Raw genomic sequence first — 13,452 nt, 5'->3', positions numbered from 1 at the left:
CTCGCCATGGCGAGCCTGTGCGTGCGCATTTCCTCAGAACTGGTTCATGGTGTTGAGCTTCCCCGAAGCCTTCAGCGCTGCTTCGCCACTGAAGTACTCCTTGTGATCGTCGCCCAGGTCCGAACCCGACATGTTCTGGTGTTTGACACAGGCGATGCCCTGGCGAATTTCCTTGCGCTGCACGCCGGCCACGTAACCCAGCATGCCCTGCTCGCCGAAGTATTCTTTGGCCAGGTTATCGGTCGACAGCGCGGCGGTATGGTAGGTGGGCAGCGTGATCAGGTGATGGAAGATACCGGCTTCGCGCGCCGCGTCGGCCTGGAAGGTGCGGATGCGGTCGTCGGCATCGCGCGCCAGTTCCGAGTCGTCGTATTCGGCGCTCATCAGTTGCGAACGCTCGTAGTGAGACACATCGGCGCCCTCGGCCTTCATGCTGTCGAAGACCTGCTGGCGGAAATTCAGGGTCCAGTTGAACGAGGGGCTGTTGTTGTACACCAGCTTCGCGTTCGGGATCACCTTGCGGATTTCCTTCACCATGCCGCCGATCTGGGCGATGTGCGGCTTTTCCGTTTCGATCCACAGCAGGTCGGCGCCATTCTGGAGCGAGGTGATGCAGTCGAGTACGCAGCGCGCCTCGCCGGTACCCTCGCGGAACTGGAACAGGTTGCTGGGCAGGCGCTTCGGGCGCAGCAGCTTGCCGTCGCGCTTGATGACCACGTCGCCGTTCGCCATCGCATCGAGCGATACCTCTTCGACGTCCAGGAAGCTGTTGTACTGGTCGCCGAGGTCGCCCGGCTCGCGGGTGTAGGCGATCTGCTTGGTCAGGCCAGCGCCGAGCGAATCGGTACGCGCCACGATGAGTCCATCGTCCACGCCCAGTTCGAGGAAGGCGTAGCGCACGGCGCGGATCTTGGCCAGGAAGTCTTCGTGCGGCACAGTGACCTTGCCGTCCTGGTGGCCGCACTGCTTCTCGTCCGACACCTGGTTTTCGATCTGGATACAGCAGGCGCCGGCTTCGATCATCTGCTTGGCCAGCAGGTAGGTTGCCTCGGCATTGCCGAAGCCGGCGTCGATGTCGGCGATGATCGGCACCACATGGGTGACGAAATTGTCGATCCTGGCCTGGACGGCGGCGCGCGCTTCGCCTTCCGCGGCATCGAGCTGGCGGAACAGGCCGCCAAGCTCGCGTGCATCGGCCTGGCGCAGGAAGGTGTACAGCTCCTTGATCAGGGCGGGCACCGCCGTTTTCTCATGCATCGACTGGTCGGGCAGCGGACCGAATTCCGAACGCAGCGCGGCAATCATCCAACCCGACAGGTACAGGTAACGGCGGTCGGTATTGTTGAAGTGCTTTTTAATGGAGATCATTTTTTGCTGACCGATGAAACCATGCCAGCACCCCAGCGACTGGGTGTATTTGGATGGATCGGCATCGTAGTTCGCCATGTCGCGACGCATGATCCCGGCCGTGTAGCGGGCGATGTCGAGGCCGGTTTGAAAGCGGTTCTGTGCGCGCATGCGAGCTGCGGACTCGGGGTTGATCGCATGCCAGCCGTCGCCCTGCTGTTGTTTGAGACTGGTGATGGCCTGGATATCGTTCTGGTACTGGGACATGATGAACTCCATAAGAAAGAATCGAAATCTCCTGCGTTCGCCGCTAACGGTGGTGCGAAGCGAATCGTAGTCGGATGCGTTCATCATAGAGCGAGCACGACGAACTATCTTCTATCTTATATAAGAGTTGTGAGAATATTTATCCCTTTAACTTCAATGACTTATGAAATTTATTTCATTATGTGGAAAGCAGTATTGCGAAACGAAATTTCATGGTGAAAGCGGCGCGCAGCAAATTTCACCATGTGAAATCCAGTTTGGCTGTGTGAAAAGTGATTGCCGACCTGCGGTAATGACGGCCTTGGTGTTTTCACAAGACTCTCAATCGACAGCAGACCATCGGTCGGAACTTGCATTTCAAGGAGCAAGGGCTGAGGCCTTCGATGCCTGCGCGCGCCTTGATCGCCTTCCGGTTTGTCTCGATGTACTCGGCAACAAGCGCACAGCCATGAAAGACCTGGTTGCGGCGGCCATGATCGGACCGCCGATGCTCGCCGGGGCAGCGAACCAGGCCGTCGAGGTTTACAAGAGCGCCACCCGTGGCTGCTGCGAAGAGTGGGTCAAGCACTTGCGCGCAAATCAACCGCCGCGAAGGAATTGAAATCGTGGCGGAGGATGCCACGGCTTGTCATGCAGGCCCCGTCGACGCCCCCCGTTCCACTTACCGTCAGTCCGGAATGAGGAGTACCGTGATCTCAGGCATCGGCATCCCTCAATCCCTGTACCGATGCTTTTCTTTCTGGATCCGGCAGGGTCCACCCCTGCTCCCAGCGCTGCATCCCTACCGTCCCTTGCCTTGGCCACGTTCTGCTCCCGTGCAGACGCGCCAGTTCGATCGCCAACGGGAAGACGAGCCACCGCGGCAGAATTTGGCGAGTCTGCGCTACCCGATCCGATGTCAAACATGATGCCCTCCTCAATATGAGGATACCGACTCTAAGCATTCCCATAATGGGAGGGTCAAGCAAGGTATCCGCTCCCAGCTGGCAGTCCATGAAGAAATCGTCCATACGACGATCGAAGTTTCCTACCGTGAGAAGACTCCAGTCATAGTCTGCGCATAATGATTTCGACGGACAAACCGGCCCGTTTTACTTCATCGGAAAATCCAAGGCGAATCTCCGCGCCGATGCGCCTGGCGATCGCCTGGACAATGGACAGGCCAAGCCCGGAGCCGACCTGTTCGTTACCGAGCACGCGATAGAAGGGATCGAACACCCGGTCGCGCTCAGCGGGCGGAATGCCCGGACCGGTGTCGCGGATGCCGAGCAGGGTCTGGCCGTCGGCCGTGGCTATCGAAAGATCGACGCGCCCACCTTCGGGCGTATAGCGGATGGCGTTATCAACCAGGTTCCTGACGAGGGCGATCAGGTCCGGCTCACTCACCCATACCTCGGCGTCCTGCGCGCCCTCGACGCCGATATCGATCTGCTTCGCCTCCGCCAGGGGCATGAGGTCCTCCAGTACGCGACGGTAGATAGCCTGGGCCGACACCGGCCTGCCGGGCGATTCGCCCGACACCTGTGCCTTGGCGAGTGTGAGCAGCCGGTCGAGCAGGCTCCGGCCACGCTCGATGCCCGCCCGCAGTGCAAAGAGGCGCGCGCGTGCTTCGGCCGACATCTCCGCCGCCGCCAGCCGCTCAGCCTGCAGCGACAGCGCGGTCAAGGGTGAACGCAGCTCGTGCGCGGCGTCGGCAACAAAGCGGCGCTGGGCATCCATGGCCCTGTCCACGCGTCCAAGCAAACGGTTGATCGCCACGGCAAACGRCCGAACTTCGATGGGAAGATGGCTTTCCTCGATGGGGTGAAGGTCCTGCTCGGCGCGCTGGTCGATCTCGGCGGACAGCATGGCGATCGGCTTGAACATTTTTCGCACCAGGTCGGTGACGATCAGCAGCAGGGCTGGCACGAGAACCAGGAAAGGCATCGTGGTACGCAGCGCGCTGTCTCGCGCGATTTCATTACGGAAGCCAGATTCCTGGGCGATTGCAATGCGCTCGCCGGCCGCGGTTGTCCTGACCAGCACGCGGAAGGTCTCGCCGCCGAGGTCCAGCGTGTGCATGCCATCGACGAGCGCTGCCGGCAGCGGGAGCGCTCCGCCGCCGTCGATGCTCAAGCGGGACCGGTTTTCGTCGCCCAGCCGCTGGACGATCACACGCGATTCCTCCTCGCTGTTCCTGGGACGGGCGTCGATCGTTGACGCGGCAGGCGGCAAGCGCTGCCGGTCCATGAGTTGCGCCACCTGGCGCAAGACGTCATCCTGCAGTTCGTGCGCCTCGTCGAGGGCGGACAGGAAGGAGAAAACACCGGCGACGGCGGCGACGAAGAGGATGGCGGCAGACAGTGTGAAGGAGAGCTTGAGCTGGACCGACTCACTCAGGCGCCTTTTGAAACCATCCATCCCATTCCCCTGACGTTCTTGATAATGTCACTGCCCAGTTTGCGCCGCAGCGAATGAATGAGGAACTCGACAGCATTACTCTCGACTTCCTCTCCCCAGCCGTAGATGCGGTCCTCCAGCTCGCCGCGCGAGAGGATGGCGCCAGGCCGCACCAGCAAGGCGTGGAGCAATGAAAACTCGCGGTTCGACAGCTGCACCGAGGCGCCCGAGACGAGGCGGGCCACTTTCGTGGCCGGGTCGAGCGCTACGATACCGTTGCCGAGGACCGGCACCGGGTTCCCGTCCTTGCGGCGCGATACGGCGCGCATCCTCGCCAGCAGCTCGGCCATCTGAAAGGGCTTGAGCACGTAATCGTCGGCGCCGCCGTCCAGACCGCGCAGGCGATCGTCCAGTTGATCGCGCGCGGTGATGATGAGCACGGGGATGGGGTTATTCCTGGCGCGGATGGCCGTCAGCACCTCCAGCCCGTCCTTGCCGGGCAGGCCAAGGTCAAGCAGCATGATGTCGTATTTCTGGCAAGCGAATGTGCTCAAGGCCGTTTGCCCGTTCCTTACCCAGTCGACCGCATACGACGCATCTTTCAACGCGTCCTGTATCGCTTCGCCAATCATCAGGTCGTCCTCGACCAGTAAGACACGCATGGATAGCTCGTTCCATTTCAATGTTGCCTAGCGCGCCGCACGCGCTGCCCTTTGCCTGAACAGCAGTATGCTGACCAGTATGAACCTACGCAAGGCGGCCGATGCCGAATAGCGGCTCGGCGCCAGGCGGCCGGCCTTCACAGGCTTGTGGAAGAACTGCCGACCTGGACGCGGCCCCGGTGGCCGGACCGCCATCGCGGACGGTCCCGCCTCCGGATGCGCCCTGTCAGTCCTCCTTGTCCTGGTCGTCGTCGTGGTCTGCCTTGTCCTCGGCGGACGAGATGACGCTGCCTTTGTCGGCGTCGATCCTCACATCGTAGACCTTGCTGCCGCTGACGACTTCCACGTCATACACCCAGCCCTGCTTCGAATGCTCGAACTCGGCCCGCGCTGCCTTGCCGTTGACATGCTGCTGGGCGACCGCCACAGCTTGCGTGAGTGGGATCCTGGCTTTGTTGATCGCCATGGCGTCGTTTTCCATGCCGGCCTTGGCGGCATAGGCTGCCGTGCCGCTTGCAGCGACGACGATGGCCAGAAGGGAGAGTTTTGCGGTTCGGTTCATGGTGCTTCTCCAGATAGCGCGGATTGCGCAGTAGAGAAGCTAATGGTGCAGACTTAGTTGACACTGAGCGCGAAACTACGCCCGACGACCCTTGAGTAAGAATCTGGAACGGGCCGAATTATAGCCGTGAAACACTCCTGAATCTGATTTCAAGGGGCTGTTCCGGGGGTGGCGCGACAGAATAAGCCAGAGGGCGACACCATCTTCCGCTCGTACCGGCGGGCGACTGCCGAAGCAGGCGGCATGGCCCGACGTTCGGCGTCGAATCACCAGTGCTGGACACCTGACGGAGACGACCGCTGCGCGTTCGGCTTCGGTCGCTCATCACTGATCTCGACGATCACGACGTGACTCCGTCACATGGCAAGCCCGATGTCGCCTTCAAGCACCGAGGTCTTCAGCCGCGGACGCGCTCCGCCCTTCCACAGTGCTGCAGTGTGCACGACCCTATACCGGATGTCGCCCCCATCCGGTCTTTCGCTGCGCGTGACCGGGCGTGGAATGCAAACGAATTCGGTGCGCATTTCATCGGCCGACAACCGTACCTTTGAATAACCATGCCCTCCGAGATCGATGAATTCGAGGTGCGGCGCCAGATCCGGATTCGACAGCGACCGTGCGCGCTCGAGGTCGAAATTTTTTGCGTATTCCAGGCATGAACGGACGCCGTGCTTGAGCAGCATGTTATGGGTCCATTCTGGCTTGGCACTTCCCTCCTTGTCCGCAAGGAACAACGCGCGCAAGGGCGCATTCTTTGGAAGCTTGTGCTCATAAGCTTCCATGGTGCCGGCACTGGTGAGCGATCCGCCGACGAAGCTCAAGCCGACCGGGTCGAACTTACCGGGCGGAAGTTCCGCAGTTGCATATCCGGCCCAGAAGCTGTGACGGTCGCCCGAGACGATCGCGAAGCCCGTGATGTTCGCGTCGCGCACGAGTTGGTAGATCTCAGCGCGTTCCGCCCACGCTGAGCCGTAATCATATGCACTCAGCGCCGCATAGGTATGTGGCGGCCACGGCTCTTTGGTCAGGCCGGCAGGCAGGTTCTGCGGGTCGGCGCGAGAATCGAGTGCACCCATCGTATTGCCCCAGATTTTCCACGTCGCCTTCGAGGTCTGCAGCTTGTCCTTGAACCATGCTTTCTGCTCCATTCCCAGGATCGTTTGCGGCGGCGCGTTGTGTTGCGGATTGGGCACCTCGACACCATTGTGGCTGACGACCGCAGGAGGATTGCCACCGTTATAGGCGCGCCCACCGTCCAGGATCTGCATCATCGGCTCCGGCAACATGCCAATGTACTCCTTGCCGAACAGTTTATTGAGCGACGGATCGCCGAAGGAGTCCGCACTTCGATAGCTATGCTGGTCGGTGATGATCAGGTCCAAATGCCGGCCATAGCGCAGCGCCCGATAGCCCTTGAGGCTGTTGATCGCCGCCAGATTGTTTGGTTCCGTCCCCAGCCCATGCTCGTCGAACTCCTTGATCGGCACGTTGTTGACGGCGGGCGGATCGAAACGTTCGAGCGGGCGGTTTCCGCGCGTGACGCGCGCAGGAAGATACTCGAACCAGGCTTGATTCGCTGCCACCTTGACGCTCTGGCCAGGCTGCTCGAACGCGCCCACTTTAAGAACACCCTGCCAACCCTGGAACGAGAATTCGTGGTTATCCCACATGGCGACGAACGGCCAGCGCGCGCGCGCGTCCTGTAGGTCGGGATCGAGGAGATAGCCTTTATAGATCGCACGGTAGCCATCGACAGTCAGCGGAATGTGGAAGTTGCCGATCTTGTGGCCGTCCGGGATGCGCGCCACCTCATAGATCGTGCGATCGTAGCGGGTTTGCACTTCGTCCGGGTACTGGACCATTTCATAGATGAAATCGCCCAGGTGCAGGACGAAGCCGAGCTGTTCGGCGGCAGGTACGCGTTCGTCTTCGTAGATCATCCTGCGGTAGGCATTCAGCTTGCCTTCATTGACATGCTGACAGCTCACGAACGCGAAGTTCACCGTTCGCGGATCATTGGGCAAGGGTGCAGTGATTGTGCGGCCAACCCGGCTGCCGTTTCCGTCGGCGTCGGTGAACCGATACCAGTAGACGCGCGCCGGACTGAGACCGCCAAGCAGCACGCGCGCGGTCCAGTCCGCGTCGCTGGAGACCGGCACCTTGGCCTGCGCAATGACCCGGTGGAATGCCTCGTCCTCCGCTACCTCGACAGTCAGGACCTGGCGCGCTTCCCCGGCAAACGGACGCCGGGTCCAGAGAATGACGCTGTGCGGGTCGGGATCGCCCGATGCAACCCCTTGCGGATACAGATCACGCCGCTCGTGCCAACGGACACGCGAAGCCCGGGCCGGACCGACCCATGCCAGAGAAGCGCCCATTGCCGCAGCAGCTTTGAGAAAGGATCGACGGCTTATCGTCATTGTTTTTCACTCCGTTTAGTTTTGGGACTAGCGCTGCCTCGGAATTCGGTCGCAAACATGCGTTACTTCAAGCGTAATTACTCCGACGGCACCCGAAAAGGTTTTGCGCAAATAACAACAGGCGCAGCCGCGCCCGCGACTTATACGAACCAACCGGGTTCGCAGCTGGCTCCTGATAGGCGGCTGCACAGCGCGGCGTTAATTAGTGTCTGGTAGCCGGTGCCATAGCGTTTCGCCAGCGCGCGGAAATGGTCGAGGACTTCGTCGTCCAGGTAGATCGTGATTCGCGTCTTTCGCCGGGCCGGGCGGTGGTAAGCCAGGGTCGGCCTATCGTTGGCGCTATGGTTGTAGCTATCGTTGGCGCTATCGTTGTCGCTATTGTTGCCGATGCTGTTTGGTGCAAAATCCATCTCGTCTCCTTCGATTTATTCCAACTACATGTGTGTAGTCGGAGATGCAGCACTATACTTTTTTCCAGTGCTGCCACACGCGCGGCGCGACGAGTTGAAAAAAATACGTATCCAAACTGCAAAAAAACGCGCTGAGCCGTGTGCGCCCCTCAGGCAAGCCGAGGGGCCTCGATCAGACAGCGTCCGAAATGGGCCCATGCGGGCCCTTCGGTCAGAACGCCTGGTTGTAACGCACGTAGATAAAGCGGTCGATCGGCAAGTTAGCGTCGACGCGCGACGCCGAGGCAGCACCAAGGATGGTGCTGCGCGGCTGCTTGTCGAACACGTTGTTGGCGCCGACCATGATCTGGCCTTTCCACGAAGTCTTGTAGGCGACGCTCAGGTCGTTGTAGACCATTGCGCCCATCTGGTTGTAGCCGGTACCCCAGTTGGCCTGGCCGGTCGGGTTGGTGCACTCGATCGGGGCGCTCACATCATGGCTGTAGCACTGGTCGCGCAGCGGGCTGAAGTAACGGGCGGTCCACGAAGCGCTCCATTTCCCCAGGGTCCAGTCCAGCGTCAGGTTCGACTTGATGCGATAGTAGGCGAGGACGCCGCCGGCGTCGTATTCGCCGACCTGGTTGATCCATTCGGCATCGTTGGTCGCCTTCGTGCGCAGTTTGCTGACGAAGGTCGAGTCCGAGCGCAGGCCGAACCGGCCGTACCGGGTGCCCGGGAAGCGGTAGTTCAAGGACAGGTCCAAGCCTGCGGTCTCCAGCCCACCGGCGTTGACGTTGCCGTGCGACAGGCTGTTGATCTGGCCGGTTACCGGATCGCGTTTGATCGCGTCGCAGTACGACTGGATACCCTGGACGTAGCAGTAGTTGGCCGTCTGGTTCGCGGTCACACCCGTGATCAGGTTGCTGATCTTGATGTGGTACCAATCCAGCGAGCCGGACAGGCCAGGCAGGAACGACGGGCTGTACACGAAGCCGATGGTCGTGGTTTTGGCGCGCTCAGGCTGCAGCGAGGCGTTGCCGAGATTCGAGATGAACGGCACGATGCCCTGGGTGCCATCGGTGCTGGTGACCGGCGTGCCGGTCTGGTCGATCTGGCGGAAGCCCGGACGGGCGCCGGCGGCGGTGCAGCGGGCGTCCACGCCCGTGGTGCCGCGCTGGCCGAACTTGCTGTCGCACGGGTCCATGATGTCGTCGAACGACTGCGCGCCGCCACCGAAGGTGTCGCCGACGGCGGGGGCGCGGAAGCCCTGCGCGTAGGTGCCGCGGACCAGGAGGTCGCGAACCGGCTTCCACATGAAGCTGGCCTTGCTGTTGTTGGTGGTGCCGAAGTTGCTGTAGTCCGAGTGGCGGGTAGCCAGGTCGAAGCTCAGCAACTGGGCCAGCGGCGCGTTCTTCAGGACCGGGATGTTGACCTCGGCGTAGGCTTCCTTGACGGTATAGCGGCCGTGCGTCGGATTGCCCGCCAGGTTGCTCGAGTAGCCGGACTGCTCGAACTGTCCCGGCTGGTCATCGCCCCTTACCTCGCGGCGTTCCAGGCCCGCGGCGACCCCGAGCGCGCCGGCCGGCAGTTGGTAGATTTCGCCGCTGAGGTTGGCGGTGGCGCTGTTGATGGTGCTGCCATAGCTTGCCTGGCCGGTCGACATCACGTAATTGCGCACCTGCGGGTTGAACGCAGGCGGGCCGCTGATCAGGTCCCAAGGCGTGCATTCCTGCAGCGAGATCGGGGCCGACGGGGTGCCGCACTGGACCACGCCCTGGGCATTCATGAACGACGGGCCGAGCGCCTTCTTCAGGTTCAGCAGGTTCAGGTTGCCGGTCGAGTAGATGTAACCGTCCTGTGCACTGTGGTTGTAGCCGACGTCCCAGTTCCACGCCAGGCCGTGCATCGTGAAGTTGCCGGACAGGGTGGAATCGACGTGGAAAGTGCGGTTCTGGTTATCGGTCACGCGTGGCACTTCCACCGTGCGGCGCAGGAAATACAGGTCCTGCCCGAACCCGTTGTAGTAGCTGTTCTTGTCGATGTAGACCTTGTAGCCCGGCTGGGTTTCGCTGGTCAGCGGTTGACCGGCGATCTGGGTGCTCGATTTGCGCTGCGAGTACATTGCCGTCGTAGTCAGCTGCATGTCGTACGGCAGGTCGACGGTGCCCTTCGTGAACAGCGTGTCCAGCTTGTTCGGCATCTGGAACATCATGTCCTGCGCCGTGTTGTACTTGTCGTCGATGCTGCCGGTCTTGTCGTGGTAGCTGGTCGGGAAGCGCGGGTCGGAGCGCACGCCGCCCCCGTGGTTCAACACGCGTTCCCAGCCACCCGTGGCCGGGTCGTTGTTTTGCCCTCCAGTGACCGGATCGACCGGGCTGATGTCGCCGAACGGACCCATGCCCCAGCCTGCGGTCGGGTGGTTGATGCCGCGTGGATAGCGGGTGATGTCACGCTCGGAAGGCCACACGACGCCCTGCTCGGTGTGCGACAGGCCGATCATCAGACGGCCCCTGTCATTGCTGGCGCCGTAGGACAGCGAGAAATCCTTGCTGCGGCCATCACCCTTCTGGTTCGCCCCGGTGTACAGGCTCAGCTGGGCGCCGTCCAGCTTCTTCTTCAGGATGATGTTGACCACGCCGGCAATCGCGTCGGAACCGTAGATCGAAGACGCGCCATCCTTCAGCACTTCGACCCGCTCGATCATCGCCGACGGCACGGTCGACAGGTCCGTGTAGCCATTGACGGTCTGGGTCCAGCGCTTGCCATCGACCAGCACCAGCAGGCGGTTCGAGCCGAGGTTGCGCAGGGTAATGTACTGGCCGCCGTTTTCGATATTCGAGGTCAGCGAGTTGCCGCGGCTGAACTCGGGCGTACCGGCCGAGGACAGCTGGGTCAGGATGTCGCCCACGGTAACCAGGCCCGTCTTCTGAATCTGTTCCTGGGTCATCACCTGGACCGGCTGCGCCGTTTCCCTGTCGACCTGGCGGATGCGTGAGCCGGTCACTTCAACGCGCTGCATCGACGCGTCCTGACCGTCTTGCGCGTACACCGCATTCATGCCGAATGCCATACTCCCGAGGCAGATCATGCGAATCGATCGGGACAAAACTTTCTCCATCATTTTCTTATTCTCCTGTGTTGAATGCGGCTGGCGTGGAAACAGCCGGCCGCAAGGTGCCGTATATGCAGCAATCTTGAACGAAAGCCCGATGCTTTCTTTCAAGCCGGCAATGGGATCACCTGTGTATTTTCAGGGTCAAGTAAAAAAAATGTATTTGTTTGAATTCGTTGCAAATAAGATTTTTTGTCCCGCCAAACAGGATTCAAAGAAAGACAAGAACTAATAATTAATGTATAATAGAATACATATTCCATGCAGATACATATACTTTGGTGCAGAAAGATAAGAAGATTCGCGGGGCGAATCGCAAAACGGTTTAGCTTCTTTACGTGATTTTTTCGTTTTAATAATCGGAGAATTTCTGGCCCTGCCGCCAGCTCTGCAATCGGTCGGACGCCAGCCTGCAGTCAACCTACCCGACCGGCATTGGCGCCATCGCCGCACCGAGCGCGCTGGCCTGCCACTGACCGCCCCGCTTGCCCACGCCGCCGAAGGATCGGCCAAGAACACAGCCGCACACGGCGGCCAGACGCTGGCATCCGGCATCGCCCCACAATATGTCGATCCATCCGTGCGCACGCAGGACGACTTCGTCGAGCACCTGAACGGCAAGTGGCTCAAGACCGCCGAGATCCCGGCCGATAAGTCGAGCTGGGGCTCGTTCATGGAATTGCGCGAGAATACCCAGCCGCAACTGCGCGCTATCATCGAGAAAGCCGCCGCCCAGCATGCCGCCAAGGGCACCGACGAACAGCGCATCGGCGACTGCTACACCAGCTTTATGGACGAGGCGCGCGTCGAGCAGCTGGGCGTGAACCGCGAGCACAACTTCGCCCAGGTCGGCTACTGGATCCGGCAGTCGCAGCAGGGCCAGGGCATCGCGCCGCGCGCGCTCGGGATGATCGCCGGCTTCGGCGACATCATGCCGACGGCGGCTTGACGGGCGGCCTGCATTTCGGGCCGCCACGCTGCATCTGGCGCCGCCCCGCAGCAGCCTCTTCGTCACAAGCGCCACAGAGACAGCAGCTTGCGGATTTCCGAAACGGTCAATGCGATATAGGCGATAGCGCTGTGATTTCCACTGCCTCATCGTGTGGCTGCGATGTTTTTTTGATGCCCGAACTCGTCTTCTATTCGCCGCAGCCGAGCAGCGTCTGCAGCGCGCGCGGCAGCAATCGCGTCCACTACGCGAAAGATGCAGTTCACCCCGCGCTTTTCACGTTTCAGCCGTTTCGCGGAAGCGCGGCGCGTGCACTCATTACACTGCCATCGTTCGCCAGGTCATCGCGAGTGACCCGGCGAGATTGAAAGTCCGTGGATCGGCAGTCCGCATGTGGCTTCAGTCCGTTCTCAACATCGAAAAAAAGATTTGAACCATGCGCACCAAATATGCACTGCCCCTGATCGCCGCCGCTACCGTATCGTTCGCAGCAAGCGCCGGTCCCGCCGACGCCTCGGCCGTTGCCGCCGCTCCTATCGCTTCCGTGGACTCGGTCAATGTGCTCGCCAGCACTAGGAATGACACGCTGACTCATTCGCAGCTCGAACAGCAACGCTGGGCCCATAACTCGACATTTTCTTTGCTTTTTTACAATACATGATCCCCACCTTGAAGACTGAACGCTTGCGTCTCGTACCACCCAGCCCGACCGCAGAAGATCTCTACCGGCGTTTCTATACGGACGCCGAGGCATCCGCTTTCTACGGCGGCCCCCTTAGTCCGAGCGCTGCCTATGCTCGGCTGGCGACTGATATCGGCTGCTGGTACTTGCAAGGTTTCGGAGTGTGGGTTGTGGAACGACTACGTGACGATGCCCAGCTCGGTGTATGCGGGTTCTGGCAGGGCCTGGGGTGGCCACGCGAGTTGACCTGGTGGTTGCTGCCTGACGCACGCGGGCAAGGTTACGCGCATGAGGCTTCGCGTGCCGCGATTGCCTATGCTTATCGGGAGTGTGGCTGGCAAACGGTAGAAACATACATGACTGATGACAATGCCCCGGCTCGCGCACTGGCCCTTCGCCTGGGCGCATTCCAGATCGAGAGGCGAATATTCCCAGACGGGCAGCGACGAGATCTGTTCCGTTTCCCACGTCCCTAGTGCTTATCGGGCAGCACATTAGTCAAGGCGCTGTTCGCGCTAAGTGTTGAATCTGCCGAGCGCCGCTCTCAAAAAGGCGTCTGGACTGGCAATGCGCTGGCCATCCAGCGCCCAGCGCCAGCCGAAGTAGTGGTCCAGGTAACGGCTGGCGATGCCGCGGAAAGGCAGCAGCCAGGTGCGCATCCGGCTGTGATAGGCGTTCACGTT

12 protein-coding genes are annotated in these 13,452 nt (G+C 61.0%); 5 read left to right on the top strand and 7 right to left on the bottom strand.

The genetic code is table 11. The annotated features are described in order from the left end of the window. Positions 1–33: 33 nt before the first annotated feature. Positions 34–1,614, bottom strand: coding sequence for an isocitrate lyase (locus AB4Z32_RS02170; RefSeq protein WP_441933925.1), 1,581 nt, complete (start codon positions 1,612–1,614; stop codon positions 34–36). A gap of 163 nt (positions 1,615–1,777) precedes the next feature. Here AB4Z32_RS02170 and AB4Z32_RS02165 point away from each other — a divergent pair, with 163 nt between their 5' ends. Beyond that, positions 1,778–2,215 carry a hypothetical protein gene (locus AB4Z32_RS02165; RefSeq protein ID WP_441933924.1) on the top strand — a complete coding sequence of 146 codons (438 nt, stop codon included), beginning with the start codon at positions 1,778–1,780 and terminating at the stop codon, positions 2,213–2,215. A gap of 446 nt (positions 2,216–2,661) precedes the next feature. Here AB4Z32_RS02165 and AB4Z32_RS02160 read toward each other — a convergent pair whose 3' ends face one another. From AB4Z32_RS02160 to AB4Z32_RS02135, 6 genes are all read right to left on the bottom strand, one after another. After that, complete coding sequence (locus AB4Z32_RS02160; RefSeq protein WP_441933923.1) at positions 2,662–4,014, bottom strand: ATP-binding protein; 1,353 nt, start codon at positions 4,012–4,014, stop codon at positions 2,662–2,664. Next, positions 3,990–4,655, bottom strand: coding sequence for a response regulator transcription factor (locus tag AB4Z32_RS02155; RefSeq protein ID WP_441933922.1), 666 nt, complete (start codon positions 4,653–4,655; stop codon positions 3,990–3,992). The genes AB4Z32_RS02160 and AB4Z32_RS02155 overlap by 25 nt, the downstream gene beginning before the upstream one ends. A gap of 226 nt (positions 4,656–4,881) precedes the next feature. Beyond that, positions 4,882–5,217, bottom strand: a complete 336-nt coding sequence (locus AB4Z32_RS02150; protein ID WP_441933920.1) for a PepSY domain-containing protein — start codon at positions 5,215–5,217, stop codon at positions 4,882–4,884. Between the two features lie 356 nt (positions 5,218–5,573). Next, on the bottom strand, positions 5,574–7,637 hold the full coding sequence (locus AB4Z32_RS02145; protein ID WP_441933919.1) for an alkaline phosphatase D family protein: 2,064 nt from the start codon (positions 7,635–7,637) through the stop codon (positions 5,574–5,576). A gap of 140 nt (positions 7,638–7,777) precedes the next feature. Then, the gene (locus AB4Z32_RS02140; RefSeq protein ID WP_441933917.1) at positions 7,778–8,047 is read right to left on the bottom strand and encodes a BrnA antitoxin family protein; all 270 of its coding nucleotides are present in this window, start codon (positions 8,045–8,047) and stop codon (positions 7,778–7,780) included. Positions 8,048–8,258: 211 nt separating this feature from the next. After that, entirely contained in the window at positions 8,259–11,045 is a 2,787-nt protein-coding gene (locus AB4Z32_RS02135) for a TonB-dependent receptor plug domain-containing protein (protein WP_441933915.1), read from the bottom strand. Between the two features lie 67 nt (positions 11,046–11,112). Between AB4Z32_RS02135 and AB4Z32_RS02130 the strand changes: the two genes are divergently transcribed. The 4 genes from AB4Z32_RS02130 (at position 11,113) to AB4Z32_RS02115 (ending at position 13,245) form a co-directional block, all read left to right on the top strand. Then, entirely contained in the window at positions 11,113–11,370 is a 258-nt protein-coding gene (locus AB4Z32_RS02130; RefSeq protein ID WP_441933913.1) for a hypothetical protein, read from the top strand. Between the two features lie 348 nt (positions 11,371–11,718). Continuing rightward, positions 11,719–12,087, top strand: a complete 369-nt coding sequence (locus tag AB4Z32_RS02125; RefSeq protein ID WP_441933911.1) for a hypothetical protein — start codon at positions 11,719–11,721, stop codon at positions 12,085–12,087. Positions 12,088–12,523: 436 nt separating this feature from the next. Continuing rightward, complete coding sequence (locus tag AB4Z32_RS02120) at positions 12,524–12,748, top strand: hypothetical protein (protein WP_441933909.1); 225 nt, start codon at positions 12,524–12,526, stop codon at positions 12,746–12,748. Further along, the gene (locus AB4Z32_RS02115) at positions 12,745–13,245 is read left to right on the top strand and encodes a GNAT family N-acetyltransferase (RefSeq protein WP_441933908.1); all 501 of its coding nucleotides are present in this window, start codon (positions 12,745–12,747) and stop codon (positions 13,243–13,245) included. The genes AB4Z32_RS02120 and AB4Z32_RS02115 overlap by 4 nt, the downstream gene beginning before the upstream one ends. Positions 13,246–13,452 lie beyond the last annotated feature (207 nt).

This window comes from Massilia sp. 2TAF26, assembly GCF_052115005.1.
Lineage (GTDB): Bacteria > Pseudomonadota > Gammaproteobacteria > Burkholderiales > Burkholderiaceae_D > Telluria.
The sequence above is the reverse complement of the archived record's forward strand: the minus strand, read 5'-3'. Positions and strand labels throughout refer to the sequence as shown.

Excerpts from the sequence above, each read along its gene's own strand:
- AB4Z32_RS02170 (WP_441933925.1), bottom strand. The coding sequence starts at position 1,614 with ATGTCCCAGTACCAGAACGATATCCAGGCCATCACCAGTCTCAAACAA.
- AB4Z32_RS02165 (WP_441933924.1), top strand. The coding sequence starts at position 1,778 with ATGAAATTTATTTCATTATGTGGAAAGCAGTATTGCGAAACGAAATTT.
- AB4Z32_RS02155 (WP_441933922.1), bottom strand. The coding sequence starts at position 4,655 with ATGCGTGTCTTACTGGTCGAGGACGACCTGATGATTGGCGAAGCGATA.
- AB4Z32_RS02150 (WP_441933920.1), bottom strand. The coding sequence starts at position 5,217 with ATGAACCGAACCGCAAAACTCTCCCTTCTGGCCATCGTCGTCGCTGCA.
- AB4Z32_RS02145 (WP_441933919.1), bottom strand. The coding sequence starts at position 7,637 with ATGACGATAAGCCGTCGATCCTTTCTCAAAGCTGCTGCGGCAATGGGC.
- AB4Z32_RS02140 (WP_441933917.1), bottom strand. The coding sequence starts at position 8,047 with ATGGATTTTGCACCAAACAGCATCGGCAACAATAGCGACAACGATAGC.
- AB4Z32_RS02135 (WP_441933915.1), bottom strand. The coding sequence starts at position 11,045 with ATGCAGCGCGTTGAAGTGACCGGCTCACGCATCCGCCAGGTCGACAGG.
- AB4Z32_RS02130 (WP_441933913.1), top strand. The coding sequence starts at position 11,113 with ATGCGAATCGATCGGGACAAAACTTTCTCCATCATTTTCTTATTCTCC.
- AB4Z32_RS02120 (WP_441933909.1), top strand. The coding sequence starts at position 12,524 with ATGCGCACCAAATATGCACTGCCCCTGATCGCCGCCGCTACCGTATCG.
- AB4Z32_RS02115 (WP_441933908.1), top strand. The coding sequence starts at position 12,745 with ATGATCCCCACCTTGAAGACTGAACGCTTGCGTCTCGTACCACCCAGC.